The sequence below is a fragment of the Sphingobium sp. CECT 9361 genome (assembly GCF_918741285.1).
Lineage (GTDB): Bacteria > Pseudomonadota > Alphaproteobacteria > Sphingomonadales > Sphingomonadaceae > Sphingobium.
In genome coordinates, this window is sequence record NZ_CAKKNC010000011.1 from 63386 (window position 1) to 87444 (window position 24059).

The 24059-nt window shown below is 58.0% G+C and carries 19 protein-coding genes, 2 tRNA genes and 3 pseudogenes; 10 read left to right on the forward strand and 14 right to left on the reverse strand.

Annotation, left to right across the window (positions count from 1 at the left end; all coding sequences use genetic code 11):
- Positions 1-21: 21 nt before the first annotated feature.
- A complete protein-coding gene (gene rpsG / locus LQ220_RS15605; protein ID WP_127691108.1) occupies positions 22-492 on the reverse strand; it encodes a 30S ribosomal protein S7 in 471 nt (156 codons plus the stop codon).
- Between the two features lie 14 nt (positions 493-506).
- Positions 507-878, reverse strand: a complete 372-nt coding sequence (gene rpsL, locus LQ220_RS15610) for a 30S ribosomal protein S12 (RefSeq protein WP_007707915.1) — start codon at positions 876-878, stop codon at positions 507-509.
- Positions 879-1243: 365 nt separating this feature from the next.
- Here rpsL and LQ220_RS15615 point away from each other — a divergent pair, with 365 nt between their 5' ends.
- From LQ220_RS15615 to LQ220_RS25050, 5 genes and pseudogenes are all read left to right on the forward strand, one after another.
- A complete protein-coding gene (locus LQ220_RS15615; protein WP_230189104.1) occupies positions 1244-1810 on the forward strand; it encodes a carboxymuconolactone decarboxylase family protein in 567 nt (188 codons plus the stop codon).
- Positions 1811-1855: 45 nt separating this feature from the next.
- Positions 1856-3625, forward strand: a complete 1770-nt coding sequence (gene recJ, locus LQ220_RS15620; protein ID WP_230189105.1) for a single-stranded-DNA-specific exonuclease RecJ — start codon at positions 1856-1858, stop codon at positions 3623-3625.
- Positions 3626-3748: 123 nt separating this feature from the next.
- Positions 3749-3823: transfer RNA gene (locus LQ220_RS15625), tRNA-Glu, on the forward strand.
- A gap of 33 nt (positions 3824-3856) precedes the next feature.
- Positions 3857-3931: transfer RNA gene (locus LQ220_RS15630), tRNA-Glu, on the forward strand.
- Positions 3932-4017: 86 nt separating this feature from the next.
- Positions 4018-4158, forward strand: a pseudogene (locus LQ220_RS25050) (DUF6538 domain-containing protein); the annotation flags it as partial.
- A gap of 9 nt (positions 4159-4167) precedes the next feature.
- On the opposite strand, the gene LQ220_RS15635 reads toward LQ220_RS25050, so the two are convergent.
- Both LQ220_RS15635 and LQ220_RS15640 read right to left on the reverse strand, forming a co-directional pair.
- Positions 4168-4317 carry a hypothetical protein gene (locus tag LQ220_RS15635; RefSeq protein WP_230189106.1) on the reverse strand — a complete coding sequence of 50 codons (150 nt, stop codon included), beginning with the start codon at positions 4315-4317 and terminating at the stop codon, positions 4168-4170.
- A 95-nt stretch (positions 4318-4412) separates the two neighbouring features.
- On the reverse strand, positions 4413-4601 hold the full coding sequence (locus LQ220_RS15640; RefSeq protein ID WP_230189107.1) for a hypothetical protein: 189 nt from the start codon (positions 4599-4601) through the stop codon (positions 4413-4415).
- Here LQ220_RS15640 and LQ220_RS15645 point away from each other — a divergent pair.
- Positions 4595-4762 carry a hypothetical protein gene (locus LQ220_RS15645; protein ID WP_230189108.1) on the forward strand — a complete coding sequence of 56 codons (168 nt, stop codon included), beginning with the start codon at positions 4595-4597 and terminating at the stop codon, positions 4760-4762. The two genes, LQ220_RS15640 and LQ220_RS15645, sit on opposite strands and share 7 nt — an antisense overlap.
- Positions 4763-4806: 44 nt before the next feature.
- Here LQ220_RS15645 and LQ220_RS15650 read toward each other — a convergent pair whose 3' ends face one another.
- The 4 genes from LQ220_RS15650 to LQ220_RS15665 all read right to left on the reverse strand — a co-directional run bounded on the left by LQ220_RS15650 (position 4807) and on the right by LQ220_RS15665 (position 9581).
- Complete coding sequence (locus tag LQ220_RS15650) at positions 4807-5187, reverse strand: nuclear transport factor 2 family protein (RefSeq protein WP_230189109.1); 381 nt, start codon at positions 5185-5187, stop codon at positions 4807-4809.
- A gap of 25 nt (positions 5188-5212) precedes the next feature.
- Complete coding sequence (locus tag LQ220_RS15655; protein ID WP_230189110.1) at positions 5213-6307, reverse strand: c-type cytochrome; 1095 nt, start codon at positions 6305-6307, stop codon at positions 5213-5215.
- Between the two features lie 2 nt (positions 6308-6309).
- Positions 6310-7806 carry an FAD-binding oxidoreductase gene (locus tag LQ220_RS15660; RefSeq protein WP_230189111.1) on the reverse strand — a complete coding sequence of 499 codons (1497 nt, stop codon included), beginning with the start codon at positions 7804-7806 and terminating at the stop codon, positions 6310-6312.
- 461 nt (positions 7807-8267) lie between these two features.
- Complete coding sequence (locus LQ220_RS15665) at positions 8268-9581, reverse strand: NAD(P)/FAD-dependent oxidoreductase (protein WP_230189112.1); 1314 nt, start codon at positions 9579-9581, stop codon at positions 8268-8270.
- 264 nt (positions 9582-9845) lie between these two features.
- On the opposite strand from LQ220_RS15665, the gene LQ220_RS15670 reads away from it, so the two are divergent.
- A complete protein-coding gene (locus LQ220_RS15670) occupies positions 9846-11279 on the forward strand; it encodes an APC family permease (protein ID WP_230189113.1) in 1434 nt (477 codons plus the stop codon).
- A 230-nt stretch (positions 11280-11509) separates the two neighbouring features.
- Here the strand turns inward: LQ220_RS15670 and LQ220_RS15675 are convergent.
- The 4 genes and pseudogenes from LQ220_RS15675 to LQ220_RS15690 form a co-directional block, all read right to left on the reverse strand.
- Positions 11510-12496: pseudogene (locus LQ220_RS15675) on the reverse strand (glycoside hydrolase family 43 protein); the annotation flags it as partial.
- A gap of 63 nt (positions 12497-12559) precedes the next feature.
- Positions 12560-13576, reverse strand: coding sequence for an arabinan endo-1,5-alpha-L-arabinosidase (locus LQ220_RS15680; protein ID WP_230189114.1), 1017 nt, complete (start codon positions 13574-13576; stop codon positions 12560-12562).
- 2 nt (positions 13577-13578) lie between these two features.
- A complete protein-coding gene (locus LQ220_RS15685; protein ID WP_230189115.1) occupies positions 13579-16221 on the reverse strand; it encodes a TonB-dependent receptor in 2643 nt (880 codons plus the stop codon).
- A 153-nt stretch (positions 16222-16374) separates the two neighbouring features.
- A complete protein-coding gene (locus LQ220_RS15690; protein WP_230189116.1) occupies positions 16375-17541 on the reverse strand; it encodes an arabinan endo-1,5-alpha-L-arabinosidase in 1167 nt (388 codons plus the stop codon).
- Between the two features lie 126 nt (positions 17542-17667).
- On the opposite strand from LQ220_RS15690, the gene LQ220_RS15695 reads away from it, so the two are divergent.
- Complete coding sequence (locus tag LQ220_RS15695; RefSeq protein ID WP_230189117.1) at positions 17668-18402, forward strand: FadR/GntR family transcriptional regulator; 735 nt, start codon at positions 17668-17670, stop codon at positions 18400-18402.
- A gap of 138 nt (positions 18403-18540) precedes the next feature.
- Here the strand turns inward: LQ220_RS15695 and LQ220_RS15700 are convergent.
- Positions 18541-19081, reverse strand: a pseudogene (locus LQ220_RS15700) (IS5 family transposase); the annotation flags it as partial.
- A gap of 204 nt (positions 19082-19285) precedes the next feature.
- Between LQ220_RS15700 and LQ220_RS15705 the strand changes: the two are divergent.
- Together LQ220_RS15705 and LQ220_RS15710 are read left to right on the forward strand one after the other, a co-directional pair.
- Positions 19286-19777 carry a MarR family winged helix-turn-helix transcriptional regulator gene (locus LQ220_RS15705; RefSeq protein WP_230189118.1) on the forward strand — a complete coding sequence of 164 codons (492 nt, stop codon included), beginning with the start codon at positions 19286-19288 and terminating at the stop codon, positions 19775-19777.
- A 1-nt stretch (position 19778) separates the two neighbouring features.
- A complete protein-coding gene (locus LQ220_RS15710) occupies positions 19779-20147 on the forward strand; it encodes an antibiotic biosynthesis monooxygenase family protein (protein WP_230189119.1) in 369 nt (122 codons plus the stop codon).
- A gap of 849 nt (positions 20148-20996) precedes the next feature.
- On the opposite strand, the gene LQ220_RS15715 is transcribed toward LQ220_RS15710, so the two are convergent.
- On the reverse strand, positions 20997-24032 hold the full coding sequence (locus LQ220_RS15715) for an autotransporter outer membrane beta-barrel domain-containing protein (RefSeq protein WP_230189120.1): 3036 nt from the start codon (positions 24030-24032) through the stop codon (positions 20997-20999).
- Between the last annotated feature and the right edge of the window lie 27 nt (positions 24033-24059).

The window sequence follows — 24059 nt, forward strand, 5'->3', positions numbered from 1 at the left end:
GCCCGGCTTTCTATATAGGTATTACCAGCGGTAATGCGAGAAGGCGCGGTTGGCTTCGGCCATCCGGTGCGTGTCTTCACGCTTCTTCACGGCATTGCCACGGTTGTTCGCGGCATCCAGCAGCTCACCCGAAAGGCGCGCGGCCATCGTGGTTTCGCTGCGGTTGCGCGCGGCCGTGATGAGCCAGCGGATCGCAAGTGCCTGAGCACGCTCGGGGCGGACTTCGACAGGAACCTGATAGGTCGCACCACCGACGCGGCGGCTGCGAACTTCGATACCGGGCTTCACATTGTTCAATGCGTCATGGAACATTGCGATGGGATCCTTCTTGGCTTTCGCCTCGACGGTTTCCAGCGCGCCATAGACGATGCCTTCGGCGACGGCTTTCTTGCCGTCTTCCATGACACTGTTCATGAACTTGGAAAGGATCTGATCTCCGTACTTGGGATCAGGAAGGATGATGCGCTTTTCTGGGCGACGACGACGTGACATGTTTTCAGTCTCCCTTACTTAGGACGCTTCGCGCCGTACTTCGAACGGCTCTGCTTACGATCCTTGACACCCTGTGTATCGAGGACGCCGCGCAGTACGTGGTAACGCACACCGGGAAGATCTCGCACACGGCCACCGCGGATCAGAACAACGCTGTGCTCCTGAAGGTTATGGCCTTCACCGGGGATGTACGTGATGACTTCGCGCTGGTTGACCAGGCGAACCTTGGCCACCTTACGAAGCGCCGAGTTCGGCTTCTTCGGGGTCGTTGTGTAAACGCGGGTGCAAACGCCGCGCTTTTGCGGGTTCGCATCCATTGCAGGGACCTTTGACTTGGCCTTCTGCGGATCGCGGCCCTTGCGGACCAATTGGTTAATCGTTGGCATGAAGCCCTTCACCTTTTCAAAGTTACTCTGCCGACCTGCCTCATGCGTATCGTTCCGGAAAATCTGAAAGACTATCCAACAACAATGGCCCCGGCGGTCACAAGACCCCTGGAGCCGCAAGAGCATCCGGCAATGTTCAGCTCTGTATTTTCAGCCCACGAATAACGAGCGAAGAATCGAATCTTCCCCCGAAAGGCCGTCGGACAGGCGCGCCCTATACGCGGGCGCACTCAAAGGGTCAACAGCGCCATTATGTGAGAGCGTCGCGCCGCCCTCAGGTTAAATTTCCGTCATGTTGTAGCGTGGCGCAACATCGGAAGCCGACGATTGTTAGGTCGATCATATTCACCACAAGGAGCGGCCCCATGCGCCTTCCCCTCATTCCCCCGGCTGATCTTACCCCCGATCAGGCCCCGCTTTATGAAGATATGAAGAAGGGTATCGCGTCCAATTTCAACGCATTCAAAACCATTACCGACGACGGCGCGCTGATCGGCCCCTGGAACGCATGGTTGCACGAACCGCAAATCGGCGCGGCAGTATGGAACCTAACGAAGGTGATGACGGCGCAGGCCACCCTGCCCGATGCAGAGCGACAAATCGCCATTCTGGTGGTCGGTGCGCATTTCGATGCCGCGTATGAAGTCTACGCCCATATCGCCGTTGCCGAAAAAAATGGGATGACCGACGCCCGCCTCTCAACACTGGTGGCCGGATGTCGCCCGACCGATCTCTCCGAAAGCGAAGGCTGCGCCTATGATGTGGCCTATGCACTGGTGAATGGCGGCATTTTGCCGGAGCCTTGCTATTGCCGTGCCGTCGAATTTTTCGGGCAACATGGCGCCAATGAACTCATCTATCTGGTGGGGCTCTATTGCATGGTGTCGATGACGCTGAACGGTTTCAATGTGCCGGTGCCTGAGCGGCAGTAGCGCCCTCCCCTTCCGCTCGACTCCGCCAGGCGCTAAGGCGGGTCGATGAAGACCAACGCCCTGAATATCACTCGCTCCATTCTCGGCCAGCCCTGGCACTGGCGAGGCAATGGCACGGACGGGCGGGACGCGGGGTTCATGCCCGACGATCTTGTCACGCAATTGCTGCTGGCGCGCGGTTGCGACCGGGACGATGTGGAGATGCACCGCATACCCACCATCCGCGCTTTCATGCCCGATCCCAGCCTGTTTCAGGATATGGATAGGGCGGCGGAGCGCATTGCCGATGCGGTACAGTCGGGCGAGCAGGTTACTATCTTTGGCGATTACGATGTCGATGGCGCGACCAGCGCGGCATTGCTGATACGCCTGCTGCGCGATCTTGGTTTGACAGCGCGGGCCTATATTCCCGACCGGCTGATGGAAGGCTATGGCCCATCGGGTGAAGCGCTCGTGCGGCTGGGCGCAGAAGGCTCTTCGCTGATCGTGACCGTTGATTGCGGCGCGCAGGCTTTCGAAGCGCTGGCTATGGCGCGCGAGGCTGGCGTGGACGTGATCGTCGTCGATCATCACCAGTGCGCCAGCGCCCTCCCCCTCGCCCATGCGCTGGTCAACCCCAACCGGCTGGATGAAAGCGTGGAAGGTGCAGCGTTCGGTCATCTGGCTGCCGTTGGAGTCGCGTTCCTGCTGGGTGCGGCGCTGATCCGCGCCTTGCGGGCACGGAACTGGTTTGCCGCGCGGCCTGAGCCTCGTCTGATCGACCTGCTCGATATCGTAGCGTTGGGCACGGTGGCGGATGTGGCGCAACTGCGTGGCCTGAACCGCGCCTTCGTGTCGCAAGGCCTCAAGGTCATGGCGCAGGGGCGCAACATCGGCCTCGTCGCACTCATGGAAGCCAGCCGCCTGAAGCGTGCGCCTTTGTGCCACGATCTCGGCTTCGCACTAGGGCCGCGCATCAACGCTGGCGGGCGTGTCGGTAAGTCCGACCTTGGCGTTCGTTTGCTGACGACGCAGGATCCCGATGAAGCGCGGGAGATCGCAATCGAACTCGACCGGCTGAACGAGGAACGCCGCGCCATCGAAGGCGACGTGCAGGCGCAGGCCGAAGCATTGAGCGCCACGCAGCACAACCGCGCAGTCGCCGTGATCGCAGGAGACGGCTGGCATCCCGGCGTTATCGGCATTGTCGCGGGACGGCTTAAGGAAAAGCTTGGCCGCCCGGCGATCGTCATCGCGGTTGACGAGCATGGTGTGGGCAAAGGGTCGGGCCGATCGATCAGCGGTGTCGATCTGGGCGCGGCGGTGCTGGCGGCCAAGGACAGCGGCTTGCTGGTCGCGGGAGGCGGACATGCCATGGCCGCGGGCTTGACGGTCGCCAAAGGCGGTGTCGAAGCGCTGGCGGAGTTTCTGGACGCGCGCCTGTCCGCAGATGTGACTCGGGCAATGGGATCCAAGTCGCTGCTGATCGATGCGGTGCTTAGCCCCGGCGGCGTCAATCCCGATTTCGTGGCGGCCATCGAACAGGGCGGCCCCTATGGCACTGGATGGCCCGCACCGCGAATAGCCACCGGGCCGGTGCGCGTTATCAAGGCCGATATCGTCGGTACGGGCCATGTTCGTGCGATCGTGGCCGGGGACGATGGCAAATCAATCAAGACCGTTGCTTTCCGGCAGGCGGAAACTGACCTTGGCCGCGCGATTCTCGGCGCGCCGCGCGATCGCCGCTTATGGATTGCCGGTCGCGCCAAGATCGACGATTGGGGCACCCGCCCCGCCGCCGAACTCCATCTGGAGGATGCCGCCTGGGCCGATTAGGGACCGATTACCGCACCATTGGGCATGATCGCAGATTCCCGCCGCTTTGGGGTTGACCGCGGAAAATGAAAACCCTAATGCGGCCTCCGCTTCTGGCGCTGCCTTTCGATAGGCCCGTCCATTGGCCCCATCGTCTAGCGGTTAGGACGCGGCCCTTTCACGGCTGAAACACGGGTTCGATTCCCGTTGGGGTCACCATTGCTAGCCGCTTTGTCCGCGGCCATTGCACAAGGCCCCTTCGTCTAGCGGTTAGGACGCGGCCCTCTCACGGCTGAAACACGGGTTCGATTCCCGTAGGGGTCACCAACAAGCTGCAAAACTATTTGCGGTCCCGGTAACTCCGGAGGGTGCCCCCATTTCCAGAGGTCAGGTGGTCCATTTAGGTGGTCCATATGAGCACGAAACTGATTACCCCTTGGAAAAGATCAAACTCCGCCTTTTACTGGTTCCGGATAGTCGTACCCCTGCGCTACAGAACCGCGGTCGGCAAAAGCGAAATCAGGCAATCGCTCGGAACCAGCGATCTGGGGGATGCCAGACGATTATGCGCGCGGGCTCAAGCGCAGTGGCTCGATCAATTCCGAGAAATTGAAACTCGGCAACAACAACCCGCCGCCATTGAGGGTGTCGAGATCGTAGATCGCTATCTTGACGATCAGGCGGATCTGCGCGGGGGGGTTGAGCGCGGTCATGAGCTACGAACTGCAAGACTTTGCACTGTCCAGAGCGGCGATGCTCATTCTTAACGACGAGCGCGAAAATGAACTTGGCCACGACCCGAGCTTAGCTAGACGCTCCGACCGAGCAATATCGTGCCAGCGCAGCAGGGGTGCGCGAAGCGACCGAGCTTCGCCGCAACGCTTTGCTGCACCACCGCCAGACCAGATTGCTGCCAGGTCGTGAGGCCGCCCTTCAAGCGCGCACGGACATCCTTAAGCAAATGGCGGCTGGATTTCTCGAGGAGGCGTTTTGTCACGCAGCGATAGACCTGGACACCAATTGCCCCCGGTTTGCTGTGGCCAGCTCAAGATCAACCGCGCCATCGCTACCCGCTATGACCAGCTTGCCAACAGCTTCCTCGGCATGGCCCATATCGCCACCGCCAGATACTGGCTCCAATTTGTCCACGCCGCCTAGGCATTGCTTTCCGCTGGATGTTCTGAAGCAAAATCGGAGCCAAATCAGGGAATGTAGAAGAAATCAGTCTGACAGAGCCACTTGTCATTAACTTTGCGCCACACAATTGATGCACGGTGAATTTCTACAACATCATCGTTCCGGATGTTCCGATTGGTAATAAAGGCATAGGCTAGGTTCACATCTGGATGAACCAGACGATCCATTGAAATTTCAATCGCCTTGTAGGATTTGGCAGCCTCGCTAAATATTGCCTTAAGCGCTTCATGCCCCGTCTGTTGAGGCAAGCCAGGGCCTTCAATAACGGCATCTTCCGTGTAAAAATCATCGACCAACTCGTTTATGCGACCTTCGCCGAACATTTGCATAAAGTACTGAAGCCTCGCGATGAAATGGGCTTCCAGTGTATTCGGGTCGAGGCTCATGGTGCTACTCCGATTGAATCATTGGTCATTTGCCACTTAGTGTAGCGACATAGGCGGAAATAGCTGCGTCATGATCCTCTGGAACCTGCCCCAACGCAGCGCGCATTTGTGCGCCAAATGCGTCTTTCGGATCACTGCCTCTTAATCCATTTCGAAAATTGGCAAGCTGAGTGCGCACATACCAAGCTCCAAGGCGCCGTAGCGGTGGAGCGCCAATATCGCCATTTCCTTCACCCTCAGCGCCGTGGCAAACGGCGCAAGTCTCATATGCTGTTTTGCCTTTTGCGATGGTCGCATCGTGGGTGCGTGTAGTGTTATCGGCGGGCCCCGAAAGTGTAGCAATAAAACTTACGAGGTCTCGGGTCGCCAGATCACCAGGGAGCGCGTTGGCGCGACCGACCATTTGATAACCGTAAAAGTCGTCAGGTTTTCCACGCACACCTGCGCGAAAATTCCGAAGCTGGCGTAAAATATAGTCACTCGGCACGCCTGAGATCGGAGGAGCGTGCATGTCAGCATTTCCCTCGCCGTTCGGCCCATGGCAGCCACTACAAGTTGTGAAATAGGCCTTCCCCCGGGCAGGGTCGGCCACCGCGAAGCTTTCGGCAACAGTTCCGCTGTCGATATACTCTTCAAAACGCACGATCTTATTGTCACGAATTTTGAAGATATGGACGTTCGCCACTTTATAGTGCCCGCTTGTGGTTTTGACCGTGCTTTCTTCCCACCCAGGCACCGTTACGGTATCACCGCTAACCAACATTTCGCGCTGGCTGGCGGTTGCATCGGTCAATGTGGCGCTGACTTTAGCGAAGAAATCCATCACTCCGGCAGGACCTTTGCGAGTGCCCGCAAATGGCAAGACGGCTTCAGGGCCATAATATGTCCAGGTCGCGTCCGGGGCTATAAGGGATCTGACAGCTTCCATGTTCCCCGTTTCGAAAGCCGCGTAGAGGGCCTGGACGGTCCCCAGCGGATCATTGGCTTTTTGAGCGGGGGATGCCGAGGCAACATTATTGCCGTTGGCCCTGACGACACCGGTCGTCACGGCGATCGAAGCCGCAATGATCAACAGCGCTATTGATCGCTGCTGGCGACCTTTTTTCGATTGATGTGCCATAACTATTGTTGCCCATAGAAATTGTGGAAAACTGAATTGGGATCCCACTTTCGTCTCAGGCCCTTCAATTTATCCCAAGCGTCAGATGTGAAGCATAATGGAAGATCCTCTGGTCTACCTTCTTGATTGAATTCGTTTAAATAACTTCCGTTCGAATATTTCTTTGCTTTTTTGAAATAATCGACATGATATTTAGCCACTGCCAAATCGTCTGCAGCGTCGTCCCAAACCATATAATAGGCCAGGTAGAACTTACCGATGATGCCATAAGCAGCGTCAGGAAATCTCGGATTTCCCTTGTAGACCAGTACTGCCGCATTGTTGTCCGTGGGGCAGTTTGGCACAGATTCAAGAAGCAGTTCGGCAATTTTATCTGCTCTGTCTGTCATCACATTATCAGCTTGCCACCGCTTCTGCGCAAAGGACCGCTCGTTGGCAGTATACAGGCTTTCGAAGGTTTCCTGTTTCATCGGATGCGATCCGATGGCTTTTTGGACAATCGGGTGGTTGTGAAGCGGTGCGAGCTTCTCTTGAGCTTCGCCCACGGAGTCACCAAACACGATTGCGTTGACATAAACGGCTTGATTGCAACCGACACCGTGACATTTTTCAGCATGTTCTGGGGATGCTTGTGCGACGATCGTCAACAGCTCGACATTATCAGCGACTTGGCTGCCGATCTCTTCGACAGCTTTTGCAACTTCGACAATATCGGACAGATGATAAATATACTCGGTTGACTGAATGGATTTTGGTAAAGGATAACATTTGACATAAAATCGCACGACAACACCGAAAAGGCCCGGGCCAGCACCCCTTACTGCCCAGAATAGATCGGCATTTTCGGTCGAGCTCGCATGTCGCAACTCACCGTCGGCAGTAACGATATCTACGCCGTTGATATTGAAAACAGCCATGCCTCCCCAGGCATTCCCATTCCAAGCAACGCCTCCACCCAACCAAAAACCGCTGACCGGCACCATTCCGCAATGCGCTGTGGCGACAGCGAGATTGTGAGGGCGCAGATATTCGTTGAGCGCTCGGCCAATCACGCCAGGGCCGACAATGACTTCCTGTCCATTCGGGGCCAACCGCACTTCCTGGAGCCGACTGACGTCCAACAATATGCCATCGTCGCGCAGGAAGCAGGCGCTCATGCTGTGCCCGCCCGCTCGCGTGGTAATTTTCTTCCGTAAATCCGCCGCTAGTTTTACAGCAGCGCACACGTCGTCTATGCTGTTGGCTTGAATTATGATTTCTGGATGACGATCAGACTTGCGATACTGCCAGATCATGCTCTGCCGCCAAGGCTCGTAATCCTTGCCATTCCGCGTCGCAGAACGACCGGCAAATTGTTCCAGTCCTCCGCCATTATTCTGTGCCCAGAGGGCGGATGGCGAAAAAAATGCGAGTATTGAGGCAACACCGACGCCCGCAAGAAGGTCTCGGCGATTGCACCCTCTGCTGACCGGAAGAACCGTCTCATCCGCTTTCATCATCGCACCTCCAGTTCATGCCGAATGGTGTGCAATAATCACCCTATGCCTAGCCAAAACAATCCAGAATATCGGTCGACATGTTGTTCAGGATGCAACAGTTGACCCGCCGTGTCGCAGTCCCTGAGCGTCAAACGCTACGCTAATTTCCCTCCAATGCGGGCCAAGACCGCAGCCATGCTGGACAGCAAGCACATGCCTGCATCTGAAAGGCGTAGTCCTGTACGAGTTACGAGAAACACTTTGGTCTCTTCAAAATAGGGGCATGCAATTGGGCGAGCAATCAAGCTGCCAGCTTGCAACTCGTCGAGCACTAGCATCTCAGGCAACCAGTTCCTTTATCGCCGCGGCTTCGAACAATTGGGTAAACCGCCTGCATTTGGCTTCGAAGGTCGCCTGAACTCCTTTGGGAAGTAACATTCCCGGCAACTCCAAATCAGTCGACCCCGACGATTCTCCAGACATCATAATGACTGCTCCCGCCTACAGAAATCATCGGCCTGCTCGGCTGCAACACGGCCCGTTTCCACGGCGCCGTCAATCCAACCGATCCAGCGCGTTGCAATATCGGTTCCTGCAAAAAATACACGGCCCTCGGATTTCTGGAGTTTGGATGCATAGGCCGACAATTGTCCGACCGGGTTTACCATCCATGACCCCTGGGCGAAGGTATCGGTGCTCCAGTCGTGCCCGAATATTGAAATGACCTTCGCCTCGGGAGCATGATGCCGGACTGCTTGGGTAACGGCGTCAATATCATTTATATCTAGCGTACTAGGCGGTGAAACAAAGCCCACCAAAAGGCTTTTGTCACCCAGACGATACTCCGTTTGGAGCAGCAGCAGATCGGTATGGGCGCCAAAAGAGGAAAAACCTTCTTGCAGACCCTCGGCCAAAACCCACAGTTTACCCATGCGCCCCGCATGCCCTCGAACTGCGGCGTCCCTTTTCTCAGCCATGAGCGGCGGGCTGAAGTCGATGCTTTTCCAAAGCGGGACCGGCACAGCCAAGATAGCCGATGTAGCGCAAAAGCTATCTCCGCCCTCAATCGTTATGGTGACGTTTTCTGCCGTCTGCACGATAGATTTTACGACCGCGTTTAATCGGATTTCGCCAGCGTGAGATGATAGGGCTTTTATCGCTGCTCCGGTGCCGTCGCGGAAGCGCGTGGTTACCGATGCAAACCATGCGTAAGGACTATTATCGTAGGCGGCCACGAGCGATAGCGCCATCAGCGCTGACCAATCACCTACAGCCGCACCCGCACCGATCCTGGCGAAAGCGGCGAGAAGATCATAAACTGATCCAGGTAAATCCATGCGATCTAAATAGTCGGCCACGGAAATGTCGAGATCCGCTAGATCCTGCTGGTCACGTGGCCGCGTTGTATCGATCCGGCGCGCGTCGCAGCCGATTTGAAAGAGGGCCCTTTCCAACGCATAACGATCATCCGGAGCAATCGGGAAGCTGGCTTTGTCAGCATTGCCAAATTGCCATCGGAACTCCAGCGCCCCCGCTTCGCTACCTGTCAGTTCCCAGCCGTATCGCTTCAACTCTCGGCCAATTTCGGGCATATAGTGAGGCATGACCCAAGTGCCGCCGAGCTCGACGACCTTATCAGTGCCCGGAAAGACCTGAGAATGTGCCCGACCGCCCAACCGGTCTCGCGCTTCAAGGAGCAGAACGTTGCGGCCCATCTCGCCTAAATCTCGTGCTGCTATCAAGCCAGCGAAGCCACCGCCGATTATGATAACATCATAGCGCTTCTGGTCGTTCATGCTTTGCCTCGGTTACACAATCTTTGCCGCCAAATGCAGGCGACTCGGGCGGCGAATATTCTGGAGAACTGTGTGTCAGGCAGGGCAGCGTCTCAACCGCCACGATCAGGTTTACTGTTGCTGTTGCTGCAACAATGCAAAGCGGCCGCGGCGTTGCGCGTTGCGCAACGCCTGCAACCTGAAAGGCGGTTGAACAGTGACAACTTTGTGTCACCTTCAATGCTGAACGCACCAATCGGTCGCACAGAGGATAGCTAAATCGAGATGGGTTTGAACAAAGAAGATCGCGCAGACAGGCATCTGTCGCGTGGTACGTTGGGAGCGGCGGACATTACATTCATGGTGGTGGCTGTTGCAGCGCCCGTCGCGGTGGTTGTCGCAACAATGCCTCTTGCTTTTGCCTTAGGCAACGGCCCCGGCGTGGCAGGCACTTACGTGCTTGTGGCTGTCGCAATGACGCTGCTTGCGCTCGGCTACGTAAAACTGGTTCCACGGATTCCGAATGCCGGTGCGTTCTATGCGATCATCGCAGCGTCTTTTGGACGAGTGTGGGGGCTTGCTGCCGCTTATGTCGCCCTGCTCTCTTATATGTGCCTTTGTGCTGCTACACTTGGCGCGCTCGCTTTCTTCACGTCGGATCTTTTAGCAAGGAGCGCTGGCATTACGGTGTCTTGGGCAGTTTGCGCAATGCTGGCACTCGTCGTGCTTACAGCTTTGTCATTCTACCGTCTAACTTTGACCGCTTCAATTCTAGGGGTAGCCCTCGCTGCGGAGGTGCTGCTGATCCTCGTGCTGGATATCTCGATCCTTGTGCAAAATGGCGGATCGTTGCCTATCGTCGCAGTTTCGCCTGGTGCCGTCTTCGCACCGGGGTTTGGCATCGCAACAATTTATGCGTTTAACAGCTGTATTGGGTTTGAAGGCACAGCGATATATCAAGAGGAAGCGCGCGACCGGGAGCGAACTATTCCACGAGCGACCTACGCATTTATCGTGGTTGTCGCGGTATTTTATGTATTCACCGCGTGGTGCCTGACTGCCGCAGCCGGCGCCGCCTCGGTTAAAGAAGTCGCAGGTCGCGACCCTGGTCATTTCGTGTTCTCAGTTGCGCGAGATCATTTAGGCCAAACCGCCGAAACGATTCTCGCTTGCCTGGTGATCACCAGCGCATTTGCGGCCGTTCTTGGGATTTTCAATAATTCTGCGAGATATTTATTCGCGCTCTCGCGCGATAGGGTGTTGCCTCAGCGATTTGCACAAGTGCACCCTAAATATGGCTCACCATTTGCGGCCGGCTTGCCGATCGTCATCGTTATGGTGATTGTCGTATTGGGCTTTTGGTTAGCAGGCCTCGATCCTTTGCTGTCTTTGGCGACAGCGCTCACCGGCATCGGTTCGGTCGGGCTCATGGCGCTGCTGGCATTAACGGGTTTTGCGATCCCAGTTTTTTTTAGAAACCAAAAAAGCCAGAAATTGAGCACGACATTCTTGCCTGCGATCGGCGGTATCATGATCACTTTTGCTACGGTATTTTCGGTATTGAACTATTCAGCGCTTACCGGCTCAACCTCCCCCCTCATCAACTCTCTTCCGCTTCTATTGGTTGTTGCAGGACTGGTGGGCGCGGGACAAGCGCTCTGGCTCAAAGCGAAGCGCCCAAATGATTATGATCGCATTGGGAACACGGTTATGGTCTGATCTACCGTTTGAAGCTCGGCTTTGTAGACTACACATCGTCGGCGCAAGAAAGCGAGCCCGCCGTCGCCAACCGCTCAATAGGATCGTTGAAACCAGTCGTTCATTTATAGCGAAAGGCGCGGCGCGCAAGACCAAGTCTGGGACACAGCGTAATTGGTTTAGCCACCCTCCCATATTTCGAAAGTCTCGAAACTAAGACGTAGCGGTCGCGCCTCAGGCGGTTTTCAGGAGATCGGACCGTTGGCGTTAGGTACCCCGAAATCGGGGGTGCCGTCAGCGCGATAGCGGATCGATTGGATACGGGTATGGCGGTTGGGATCGAACAGTGGATCGCCGGTGATCTTATCGTAGTCACGGGCATGATAGACCAACATGTCGCGGCCGCGCTCATCCACGGTAAAGCTGTTGTGGCCGGGGCCGTAGATATGATGCTCTGTCGAGGTGGCAAACACCGGGACCGGTGACTTGTCCCAGCTTTCCGCGTTCATCAGATCAGCTTTCGCATCAGCGGTTAGCATACCCAGACAATAGCGCGAGTCCGTGGCGCTCGCCGAATAGGTCAGGAACACGCGGCCGTTGCGTATCAGGATCGCAGGCGCCTCGTTCACCTTGTAGCCCTGAATTTCCCAGTCGAGGGTGGGCACGGACAGCCGCACGGGTTTTGCCGCCAGCGTAAGTGGTGTTGCCAGCGGAGCGAGATAGAGATTGGAGTTTGAGTCGATCCCCGGTTCGCGTTGCGCCCAGCACAAATAGCGTATGCCCCGGTGAACGAAACTGGTCGAATCCAGATTAAAGCTATCCCAGGGCGTTTCTAACTGGCCGAGCACTGACCATTTGCCGGTCATTGGATCCTTGCCATCGCACACTACCGCATAGGTTCGGATGCGAAACACGTCCTCGCCACCACCGCTTGGCCCGGCGGCAAAGTACATGATCCAGCGCCCGTCGATCCAATGCAGTTCGGGTGCCCAAAGGAAGCCTGACATCGGTCCACTCGCAAGATGACGCCATAGCACCCGCTCCTCAGCGGTCGCCAATCCAGCGAGCGTTTTTGCGCGGCGCAGTACCAGCCGGTCAAATTCCGGCACCGATCCCGTCATATAGTACCAGCCATCGGTATGACGGAACACCTGCGCATCGGCGCGGTTGCGGATAAGCGGGTTGACGATCCCCCCCGATTTGGGAGACCGCGCAAATAGCGGGCTTGCGACAGGCATGGCGATGACAGCGGCCAGAAGGGTGCGGCGGGTAAGCGTCATTGGTCAAATGTCCTTATCGGTTTACTGGCGAACCACGGGCCAGCCGTCGGAGGTCCAGGCGATGGGTGCAATGCGCAGCGTAGGCGCGCCTTTTTTCGTTGCATCGTAGGCGTGCCAGGCGATTAGTTCACGTCCGCCTTCACGCATGATTGATATGCCACCCGGCCCGCGCCAGCGTTTGCTCGCATCGAGCTTCGCATGCAGGACGATTTGCCCAAAGCCTTTGCTCATTGGCTTGCCATCTGCATCCAGATACGGCCCGGTGACATCCTTCGAACGACCGACGACAGTATAGTAACTGCTGTCAGCGCCGCGACAGCAGAAATCGTAGCTGGCAAAGAGGTAATAATAGCCGTTGCGCTCGATCAGAAACGGCGCTTCGATCGCGTCGGGCGTAGGACGACGCGCAAGAGTATAGACGTTCTTGTCCTCCGCGGCAGGCTTGCCGGTGGCTGCATCGAGACGGATCATTTTCAGCCCGCTCCAGAAGCTACCGAACGCCATCCATGCCTTGCCGTCGCGATCGACGAACACAGCCGGATCGATCGCGTTAAAATCGTCCTTCCGTGTAGAAACGAAAACCGCTCCCTGATCCTTCCATCCATATCCGGCCTTACCGGGATCGAGTACCTTGGTGGTCGCCAGACCTATGGCCGAGTGGTTCTCGCCGAACGCCGATATGGTGTAATAGAGCCGATACTCGCCGCTCGCGAAAACGATATCGGGGGCCCACACGCCCTTGGTTTTGGGGACTTCGCGCTTCGCCCATTCTGGAATGGCGGGAAACACCGCATCGGCACGTGTCCAGGTGACAAGATCCTTCGAGGTGCGAATGTGAATGAGGCCCGGTGCCTCGCCTTCCTGACTCGTGGAGAAAAGATAGAAAGTGTCGCCGTCGCTGATGATAGCGGGGTCGTGGACCGGACTGAGGTCGCCCTGCATCCGGTCCGCGAACAAGGGTGCCGGCTGCGCGTTCGCAACAGCACTGGCGGCGAGCATGAGGCCCGCCGCCAGAAAGGATGAAAGCACGCTGCGCACGATCAGAACCGGAAGCGTACGCCGCCGCCAAAGGTGCGGTCATACTGACGTGTGTCGCGCGGCAAATAAGATGTGCGCCCGAAGTTGTCGCGATAGGTGCTGTTCGTAAGGTTCGTCGCGTCAAAGGTAAGCGTGATCGCACTATTCAGCGCATAACTGATCGACAGGTCTAGGAAGCCAATCGCCTTGGCCCTGACCAAGCCGCCCGCGAATGCAGCCGAATAGGCGTCAGTGTAGCTACTACGCCAGTTGTAGGCCAGACGTGCCGAAAGGCCATATTTCTCGTAAATGCCGATCAGATTATACGAATAGCGAGACACCGGCAGGATATCCTGACGCTGGCCGATGTTGATCGGATCATCGACCCGGCCCTTTGATACCGTGCCGCTGATTTGCGCGCCGAAGCCGGACAGGGCGCCAGGCAAAAAGTCGGCGAATGCCGTTGCCGCGACTTCGACGCCCTTCAGTGTGCCGTTGTCGGTGTTGCGCGGACGGGTGACTAGGAAATTCTGCAGGCTGCCGTCCGATGCGGTGAGTTGTTCGACTTCGCCGTAGCTCTGGATATAGCCGTCGAGTTTCTTATAGAAACCCGATACCGTAATTGACCCTGTGGTCGAGAAATACCATTCGGCCGTCGCGTCGAAATTCCATGCCCGGACGTTATTGAGGTCAGGGTTGCCGCCGCTGCCCGTACCGAAGGTTCCCGAACCGCCCGTCTGTCCGCTCTGCGTCAGGCTGATCGCAGGGTTGAGCGAAGCGAATTGTGGGCGAAGGATCGCCCGACCGGCCACGAAACGCAGCACGATATCGTCTGCTGGGCGCACCTTGAGCGACAGGCTGGGCAACCAGTCTAGCGTGTTGCGTTTGCCAACGATCGGTGAAAGCACTGGACCGCCAGCTGTGTTGGTCACGCGCACTGCGTCCAGATCGGTCACGGTGTTGACAACCCGCATGCCGATCAGGCCGTCGAACGGCAAGGCACCGTCAGATCCGAACGCGATCTGGCCATAGGCCGCGTACACATTTTCCTTAAGACGAAAGACTTGCGCCGGGTCGAAGGCAGGCGTGCCTGCCGGGCGACCGGCGAGACCGCGCAGCACGTCAATGTTCTCTCGTATCCAGCCGCTGTCGGCCAGCGCGAAGCCATCTACGCCCAATGCCCCGTCGATGATCCCATCAGGCGCATTGGTGCCCGCGCCGGGATAGCCGTTGATCGAGACGAAGGGGATGCCGTAGCCTTGCGGGTTAGTCGCTGCAGAAGAACCGGATCGACGGGCATAGCGCGCGCCGAACTTGAAATTCTTCAGAAAGCCATCGTCGAAAGTGTAGAGCACGTCGGCGTGTCCGGCGTATTGGTTACTCTTCTGTACGCTGTAATTGTCAAACAACGTCTGGAAATTAAGATTGGCCTGATTTGTGAAATCATAGCCGTTGAAGTTGACGCTGGGCGTACCGTTGTTGTCGAAATTATAGTCGATCTGCGGCACGACGAACGCCGTATCTACGACATACTGGCGGCTGGTGACGGTGCTTTTGTTATAGGTGAATTCGGCCGAAAGTACGGCGCGACCCGCATTGTATCGCGTGCCGAAATTCGCTTGGTAGCCGTCAGTCTTTTGGTGGAAGGTCTGCTTGCTGGTAATGGTGAAGTTGTCGCGCGTAGTGATCGTGCGGGCGACGGGCGGGTTGAGTGCGGATACCGTTCCGGTCGGCTGCACACTGTTTACCGTCACAGCACCTGCCTTCGGCAAGCCGACGAAGAAGTCGACGTCATAATCCTGACGATATCCGGTGTAGATGCCATCAGCGTAGAATTCCAGATCCGGGGTCGGCTTCCACTGCAAGGAGACGTTCCCCGACGGACGGGTGCGATCGCCGTTCGTGACCAGACCGCCGACGGTGTCGGGGATGAGCGTCGGATCGGTAGCCGACAGTGGATTGAAGCCGAAGTTGAAACCGGTTTGATCCTGATATTTGCGCTTATTGTAAGACACGCCGACCAAAAGGCCGATTTCACCGATGCCGGTGTTCCAGCGATCGCTCACCACTCCGCTGGCGATGTAGCTACCCTTGTCCCGCTGTTCGGAGTAGATTCCGCGCGCGCCGCCCGCGATCGTCAAGCCATCGAAATCGAAAGGACGACGCAGGCGGATGTCGATGGTGCCCGACACGCTGCCTTCGATCTGTTCAGGCAAGTTTGTCTTGTAGACGTCCACGCCCGCGACTAGCTCGGCCGGGATATCCTGCAGTGCCACGCCGCGACTGGTGCCTGTGAACGTCTCGCGCCCGTTGATGAGCGTCTCGATATCGGGAAGGCCGCGGACAAGCACCTGACCGACTTCGCCTGCCGAACGCGACACCTGGATGCCGGTAACGCGCTGGAGCGCGTCGGAGACGGTATTGTCAGGCAGCTTGCCGATATCTTCAGCCACAATCGAATCGACGACGGCGGTTGCATTGCGTTTGATGGACTGAGCACCCTGGATACTGGCGCGAACGCCGGTGACGATGATGTCGGTTTCCTGTGACGCGGCCTGTTCCCCGGTAGCATCAGAAGTCGCTTGCGGCGCTTGCGGATTTGCCTGGCCAAATGCAGGAGTGGCAAGCGCGCTGGCCAGCACGCCAATTGAAATCGTCCAAGACATGTGTATCGCGCGGTGACGCATAACCCTCTCCCTGTTAGAACTGCACGGCATAAAGGCCGCCCTTTTGTCGGACTAATTATAGTCTGAGTTATTCCGGTGAAAAGCGGAATCTTTTTTGGCTATGATGAATTTCGCAATTGTGACTTTCGTGCCTCAGTAGTCCGCCACCGGCCAACCATCCGAGCCCCATATTACCGGCGCGATGCGAAGCGTCGGAGTCCCGCCAGCGTCCTTGTCATAGGCGTGATAGACGACGTAATCCTTGCCACTGCGGTCGTGCAGGAACCCCGGGTGCCCGGGTCCACGAAAGCGTTGCTGTTCCTCCAGATCGGCGCGCAGGAAAATCGTCCCCTCGCCCTGCATCAGACGACTGCCGTCCTTGCCGAGATAGGGTCCGGTGATCGCCTTCGACCGGCCGACCACGGTATAGTAGGTGCTTTGTGTTCCTTTGCAGCAGTAGTCATAGCTTGCGAAAAGCCAGTAATATCCGCCGTGCGAGACAATGAAAGGCGCCTCAACGGGTGCCGGACCACCGGCAGGAGCCAAGCGCCGTGCAAGCGCATAAGGTTTCTGCCCCGGCGTCCGCACCTTGCCAGTGGCGGAGTCGAGCGCAAACAGCTTTATGCCGGTCCAGAAGCTGCCGAGAGCGAGCCAGTGGCGTCCTTGCATATCGACGATATGATTCGGATCGATTGCATTGAAATCGTCCGCTTCAGTCGACTGGACGACCAACCCTTCGTCACGCCAGCCATAGCCCGGCGCTGTCGGATCTAATGTCGGACTGGTGAACAGACCAATGGCCGAACGGTTGGAGCCGAAAGTCGATACCGAATAATAGAGCCGATACCGCCCATCCGGTCCGAGCGATATGTCCGGCGCCCATATGTCCTTCGCCCCGGGCACGGCCTGCATTGCCCATTCGGGAAGCGCGGCTATCAGCGGCTTCTGTTCCTTCCAGTGGATCATGTCAGTTGAAGTCCGCGACAGGATGAAGCCCCCGCCCTCCTTTGGGCTGCCCGTGCTGAACACATAATATGTGTCGCTTTCGCGGATCATTACGGGATCGTGCGTCGGGGCCAGGTCGCCCGACAGTGCGACATTGAGCGCCCCTCGCGGCGCAACCGGCTGCGCACCAGCAAAAGACGGCGCAAAGGCGAGCCCCAGTGTAATCGCCAGGCGTAGCAACGCCGTGATGCGATCAACTATCGAAATCCTCCACAAAGATGCGCGTACCGCGTGGGAAAGCATCGGCGACCGGCCGGAGAGCGCCAAATTTAGAGAAAGACACGCCGCACGGTCCGTTACATTCTGATCGCCCATATCAACACCCCCTTTTATTACTCCGACATATTATTTTGACAGCGGCATTGCAATCGTTCGTATTGCCCATGTCGCGTTTGAGATTGCGCGGGCCGGGTGATAGGCAGGGACGCGGAGGCATATCGGTTGAGTAACGCGGACGAAGCGACCAAGAGAAAGCCCCGCGGTACGGGGCGTCGCCTGCACGGCGCAATCGCGCACAAGTTGGGGATCGCAATTCTGTCCGGCGAATTCGCTCCCGGCGACACGTTATCGGGCGAAGTCGCTTTTTCTGAAGCACTGGACGTATCGCGCAGCGCTTATCGCGAAGCAGTACGGGTTCTGGCTGCGAAAGGGTTGGTGGAAAGTCGGCCGAAGGCCGGTACGCGCGTGCTGCCACGCAGCCGCTGGAACCTCCTGGATCCCGAAGTGCTTGCCTGGGCCTTTGCTGGCGAGCCGGATATGGCCTTCATCCGGTCGCTTTTCGAGCTTCGCGGAATCATTGAACCCGCCGCTGCCGCCCTAGCTGCCGAACGCCGCACGCGTGACGATCTGAAAGCCATAAAGGACGCCCTTGCAGGGATGAGCCGCCACACCTTGGCGACCGACGCCGGACGAGCAGCCGATCGCGACTTCCACGATGCGATATTGCGCGCGACACGCAACGCTCCACTGATGGTGTTGAGTGCCAGCATAGGTTCGGCCGTCACCTGGACGACACAATTCAAGCAGCGCGCTCGCGACCTGCCGCGTAATCCGATACCCGATCACCGCCGCGTCCTTGACGCTATCGCCGCCAGCGATCCTGCCGCCGCGGCGGATGCGATGCGGTTGCTCGTGGACCAGGCGCTGGACGACACCCAGACATCGATGATGAAATAGAGCTCGGCGCCTTGTCACAACCGCTGCTCGACAGGACATCGGCCGATCGAGTGGTTCAGCAGGCTGAGGAGATATTCGCAGCGGTTGCCGATGCCCAAGCGCCCTCGCCATCGCATGCGGCAATATTCACTAGCAATGCTAGGGCGTAGACTCATAATTGCGCAGCCACAGGCGTATTGATGCAAGTTGGACCATGGCAAGAAAGTTTTCGGCGAGTTTGTCGTAACGGGTTGCGATCCTGCCGAAGTGCTTCGGCTTGGAGAAGAACCGCTCGATTAGGCTGCGCTCGCGATACAGGCTCTTGCTGAAGCACGACTTGCAGCGCTGATTGCTCTTTTGCGGGATGTTTGGCGTTGCGCCCTGATCCTCGATCGAGGCGCGGGTGCAGTCAGCGTCATAGGCTTTGTCTGCCAGCACTATGGTGCAGGGGCCAAGATGATCGAGCAGTGTCTCGGCAACCTGCCCGTCATGCGCCTGTCCTGCCGTCAGGCCGAGCCGTTTCGAATGCCCTTGCGCATCTACGACGGCTTGGATTTTGGTTGCAAGCCCGCCTCTAAGCGACCGAGACAATGATCTTGATCCCGCTTTTTGCTGTCGCTGCGTGGTGATGCGCGCGAACGGAGATGCTGTCGATCATCTCAATATTGCCATCGTGTGCGGCGGTGACCATCAAATCTACGCCAGTTATCGGCATGGGTTCACCATCGCCAGAACCCCACGCTCAGCAAATCCGTTTAGCCCAGACACATTCCAGATTTATGATTCACGACCTAGGACTGTCCTATGCCGACCATTTTTGGTCGATGCCCAAGGCTAAGGCAAACGGTAAAAGCTGACACTGCACATTGACAGGATATACCCCTGATGACAGTATGCTGTCATAATGGCAGATGTTCCAATTTTCGCTGATCCGCTCTCCAAGCTCGCCTTGGAAGTGTTCCGCAGCAACGGCGCTTTGATCGCTTCCGGCGATTCACTCGTTGCTCCACTCGGCCTCACCTCGGCGCGATGGCAGGTGTTAGGAGCGGTCATCGAGGCACGCGGCCAGCTAAACGTTGCCAGCATTGCTCGGAACATGGGCTTGGTGCGCCAATCAGTGCAACGCGTGGTCAAAGATCTCGCCTCACTTGGCCTCGTAAGGATCGAGCCCAACCCGCATCATCGACGAGCCCATCTTGTTCAGGTTACCCATGAAGGCGAGCGTCGTTTCGAATGCGCGTCGGCTGCTTGGCTCGCGCATACCGCTACTCTTTCCGCCAACTTGCCGCTCGATCAGCTTGAGGAACTTGTTTCCGTGCTCGGCAAAGTCCGTGCAGGCCTCGGCGAATTGGCCGTACCCGATGCCGTCTCATCATTGGCCACCGATGGAGGGTGATATGATCCAGTTACAGCCGCTTGATAGTGCAGTTCCCATTCAGGACCAGTTCGCGGCAGAAGCGTCGCCCGTCGTGCTTGTCAACGTCTTCCGTTTCGACCCCGAAGACGAGGCGGCGGTCGTCAAAGCTTGGGAACATGACGCCAATTGGATGAAGCAGCAGCCGGGATACATATCGACGCAGTTGCACCGGGCCATTGGAGAGAGCGCAATGTTCCTAAACTATGCCATCTGGGAATCGGTCGGTCATTTTCGGGCCGCGTTCTCCAGCCCGGATTTTCATGCGGCCTTGGGATCATACCCCGACAGCACCGTTGCCAGCCCCCACCTCTTCGAGCGCATCGCCGTGCCAAACCTCTGTGTCGCGTAGAGGCCAAGTGACGCGGACGGCAGTTTTTGCTTAGATTCAGCAGAAAGCTACCCATCCGCTCACCACCCATGTGCGCCGTTCCGGCGACCGATCTCGTGTGAGCGGAAACCGGACAGGCAGCATTCGGGCGATCAACTATCCCCGTCATCACCCCAGATGGCGATGACGGTGGATAGCTGACGTTACCCGCTAATTCGGAAGGGATGCTCTGGATTACGCCGGATGAAATCCTCAACGTCGCGTAATCGTTCTGGCATAGCCTCGACATCTCGCCATCGCGTAGGATTAATGAAGCGAAATCCTGCATTCCAGACCGCTCGAACTTTGGACCATTGCTCCACGTCTGATTTTCGAGGCGCCTTAAATGCACGTCCCATCCAATGCAGATTAGCCTTGCATTCAGGACATATAGCGCTCGCTTCCTCAGCCAGCTTCCAAGACTTCCGGCAATCGCGGATGAACTATCGCTACTTGGGCAAGTAGAAGACGGCCGCATTTGGCGTTTGGCCCGACACTCGCCTGCAGCCGCCCGCGAGCAGCGGAACGCTGCCCAGCTGCGTATATGTGTTTGCGCGCGCGACGCAGTGTCTATGCTCGTACATCTTTTTAAAGATCAGGGTTTTCCCGTCACTAATTCCACGTGCCTTTGTTTTCTGTTGCGATCAATCCAGCACCAGAGCGAGTGCGGCAGAATTCCGGTCAGCGTTTATTCACGGCAATGGGAACCTCCTGCGTACACCCTTCCTGTTGAGTCTGTTCACATTATTCCAGCCTGGGGCACGCACCCATGTGGTAAAACCCCACCCCCCAAGTCTGGGAGGCGGGGTTCCCGATGATTGGCAGGGGGGACTAAAAGCCAATCATCAAGCTGGCACGGAGCGCGATCGCAGCGCGGCCCTGTTGTTCTTCGGCGCTGGCCTCGCCACCGATGCGGAGACCTTGGCGGCCGCCTACGGCGCGCAATTTCCCTATCCAACCGCTGGTCCGGCTTTCAGGTGTCAGAGTGAATTTCTGTCCGCCGGTGAAATGTGCGGTGGTGCTGCCGAGCGAGCCAGCGACGATCTGCCGCCTTCCGCCTTCCGCTTCGATCCTCAGCCAACCGTTGTCAGGGTCGCGGCTCCCGAAATCAAATCCGGCCGCCAGGGTGCCCGACACTGCGAGCTCGTCGCTGGTGCGTGATCCGACGACCAGATTGAACGCGTCGCCACCGCCGCTTTCGCTATAGCCGCTTTCCCGCAGGCGAACGTAGTCGACCGCGACGATGGGGCGCAGCCGCAACATGCCCATACTCGCTTCATAGCCGATCCCGGCGGCGCCCGTCACCAGCCGCCCGTTCCAGTCACCTTTCGCGCTCCGCGCAACCGCCTCCGTTCCGATGCTCCCCGCAAAGCGTCGATGACTGTCATAGCCAATATGACCGACCGTTCCGCGGGCATAGCCGTTGAACCGTCCCCAATTAGCGCGCCAATAGGCCCCTGCCTCGACATGATCGGCATCTACTTGATTATCGGTGCCGCCGTCGGAATTACTGCCGTGCAGATAGCTGATCGATACGCCGAACTTGCCGATCTTCGAGGATAATTCGACGCCCGATGCCGCACCCCAGCCATCGATATCGTAGGACGCGCTATCACCCGTGTTCTTGGATGTACTGATGCCAAGTTGCTGGACCCAGAAGCCCCAGTTGCCCTTGTCCACATAGGGTGCGGAAGGATCGAAAAGCACGCCCAGCGTCGCGCGTGAGGTAAGGCTGGCCATCTCGAATGTCCCGCCTGCATGATCGGGCAGCATCTGTCGCACCTGTTTGCGGAAGGTGTCGCCATCCAGCGTGCTCAGAAATACACCAGCGACCTTGGCATCCTTGCCCAACGCCTGATAGATCGCATCATAAGCGGATGCCTGCGAGCGATTGAGCAGCATTTCGGCGGTCGTCTTGCGTGCAATGTCGATGGCAAGCTGAGTGGGGGTAGCGGCCACCAGTGTACTCTTGAACATATAGGGAAGGATCGTGTCGGTCGTCTTGAGATCCGCTGCGCCGGTCACCGAACCTGCCTGCAGGAAGGTATAGCGGCCTTCGGCATTGGCAACGCCGCTAACAATTACCGCAATGGTCGCGCCCTTTACAAAGCTGGCCTCGCCCCCAACCTGCACAAGGGTTCCAGCCTTGTTTGTGGGATCGAGCGTGATACCCAGCACGCCCTTCTCGCCGAGTGACAGCGACCGCAGCGATACCGTTCCCTTGTCGAGCAGAACCGTGCCATTCCCCGCAGCGAGCGCGACATTTGCGCTGTTGACCAGCGTGCCGGAAAACTTGGCTGTGCCGGTCAACGTCAGGCTGTCCGTGCCTCCGCCGAAATCCATGCTGCCGGAAAAGGCGCTGGTATCGCCCAGCACAACGGTATCGTTACCCGCACCAAAGATTGCCGCGCCTGTGTAAATGGCATCCCCCGACAAGCCGAGGCGGTTGTTGCCCGCGCCAAAACGGCTGGTGGCCTTAACCGTGCCGTCGGCAATGTCGAAGGTGTCATTGCCGCTGCCCAAGCGGACTTCGCCGGTAATCGTGGGCTCGGCAACGGTGCTGGTGACGGCGGTCTGGCGGATCGTCGCGCCGGTGGCGTTCGCTGACAGGTCTATCGCCACCGTACCGCTGATAGTACCGCTGGTGTCGATTGCAGTCACACTGCCGGACCGGTCGATGATCGCAACCGCAGTCGCGCCAGTGCCGGATCCCGTCGCCTTTATCGCGCCGCTGTTGCGTATCGCGCCTACGGTGCTGCCCGCATCGATAGCGATGGCAGTGGCATTCTTGCCCGATGCCTCCACAGTTCCGGCCACGCGGACTTCCGGGACAGTCGCACTGCTGCCGATCAGGATACCCGTCGCGTCGGCACCGTTCGACGTGGCTACGACTTTCCCGTTGACGGTCATTCCACCCTGAATCGCAACAGCTCCACCCAGGCCTCCGATCTGCACACCCGTGCCGTTCACACCGGCATAGGTGCCGGCACCCAGTACGTTGCCGTCGATGATGAGGCCGTGGCCGGGGGCCGTTCCTGCAACGGGACCAAGGGTAACTGAGCGGTCTGCGGCACCGATCCGCATGGCAGGCGCCGCGCCATAGGCAGTCACGGACGCGTTGCCTTCCTTGGCATCCTCAATCCCGTCCTTGTCCTCGTCATTGTCAGTCGGACTGCTGTCCTTTGGCGCAACCGCCAGAATGACGCCGCCCGAAACACTGCCGCCAATGCTGAGCGCGGGCCCGCCCCGCAGAAGGTCGTCGGCGTCGAGTTTCGCAGGGTCGGTCGGGGGCGTATCAGTCCGATACCCTGATGCGGTAATTGCGCCCTGTACGACCAGCGCGCCAGTGATGTTGCCCGAGGTTGAAACTCCGACGGCGTTCTCGCCGCGCGCCGTCACGACCCCGGCAATCCTGACGTTGCCAGTAACGTCGCTCGTCTTCACGCCGACCGATCCGTTACCGAGCACCGATATGGCGCCGTCAGTCCTGAGGTTGCCGCTGAGCGGACCTCCGAGCGAAATGCCGGCCGAGTTATTACCCTCGATCGTGATTTCACCGCTGTTCGTGATATTGCCCGTATAGGCACCCAGCGTGCGGATCCCGGCACGGTTGCTGCCTACGGCGAAAGGACCATCGACATCGCCGTCCTTGTCCGCGTCCGTAGGCGCATAGGTTTCATCGATGATGATCTTTGCGTTCGCGCTGTTGACGATGGTTCCGCTCGCCCCTGCACTCGCGGTCATACCCGCTGCGCCATCCACGTTGGTGGTCTGGATCGTACCGCTGTTGGTCTGTGCCAGTCCGGGGGCGGATACCGCCGCAACCGCCAAAGCCGCAACGCACGAGGAGTTTAAGAGAGAATGCATGATGGTCCTTCCTGTGGGAGGACGGAG

Excerpts from the sequence above, each read along its gene's own strand:
- LQ220_RS15660 (WP_230189111.1), bottom strand. The coding sequence starts at position 7,806 with ATGATGAAAGCGGATGAGACGGTTCTTCCGGTCAGCAGAGGGTGCAAT.
- rpsG (WP_127691108.1), bottom strand. The coding sequence starts at position 492 with ATGTCACGTCGTCGTCGCCCAGAAAAGCGCATCATCCTTCCTGATCCC.
- LQ220_RS15705 (WP_230189118.1), top strand. The coding sequence starts at position 19,286 with ATGGCAGATGTTCCAATTTTCGCTGATCCGCTCTCCAAGCTCGCCTTG.
- LQ220_RS15710 (WP_230189119.1), top strand. The coding sequence starts at position 19,779 with ATGATCCAGTTACAGCCGCTTGATAGTGCAGTTCCCATTCAGGACCAG.
- LQ220_RS15615 (WP_230189104.1), top strand. The coding sequence starts at position 1,244 with ATGCGCCTTCCCCTCATTCCCCCGGCTGATCTTACCCCCGATCAGGCC.
- LQ220_RS15635 (WP_230189106.1), bottom strand. The coding sequence starts at position 4,317 with ATGACCGCGCTCAACCCCCCCGCGCAGATCCGCCTGATCGTCAAGATA.
- LQ220_RS15650 (WP_230189109.1), bottom strand. The coding sequence starts at position 5,187 with ATGAGCCTCGACCCGAATACACTGGAAGCCCATTTCATCGCGAGGCTT.
- LQ220_RS15670 (WP_230189113.1), top strand. The coding sequence starts at position 9,846 with ATGGGTTTGAACAAAGAAGATCGCGCAGACAGGCATCTGTCGCGTGGT.
- LQ220_RS15655 (WP_230189110.1), bottom strand. The coding sequence starts at position 6,307 with ATGGCACATCAATCGAAAAAAGGTCGCCAGCAGCGATCAATAGCGCTG.
- LQ220_RS15685 (WP_230189115.1), bottom strand. The coding sequence starts at position 16,221 with ATGTCTTGGACGATTTCAATTGGCGTGCTGGCCAGCGCGCTTGCCACT.
- rpsL (WP_007707915.1), bottom strand. The coding sequence starts at position 878 with ATGCCAACGATTAACCAATTGGTCCGCAAGGGCCGCGATCCGCAGAAG.
- LQ220_RS15715 (WP_230189120.1), bottom strand. The coding sequence starts at position 24,032 with ATGCATTCTCTCTTAAACTCCTCGTGCGTTGCGGCTTTGGCGGTTGCG.
- recJ (WP_230189105.1), top strand. The coding sequence starts at position 1,856 with ATGAAGACCAACGCCCTGAATATCACTCGCTCCATTCTCGGCCAGCCC.
- LQ220_RS15690 (WP_230189116.1), bottom strand. The coding sequence starts at position 17,541 with ATGGGCGATCAGAATGTAACGGACCGTGCGGCGTGTCTTTCTCTAAAT.
- LQ220_RS15665 (WP_230189112.1), bottom strand. The coding sequence starts at position 9,581 with ATGAACGACCAGAAGCGCTATGATGTTATCATAATCGGCGGTGGCTTC.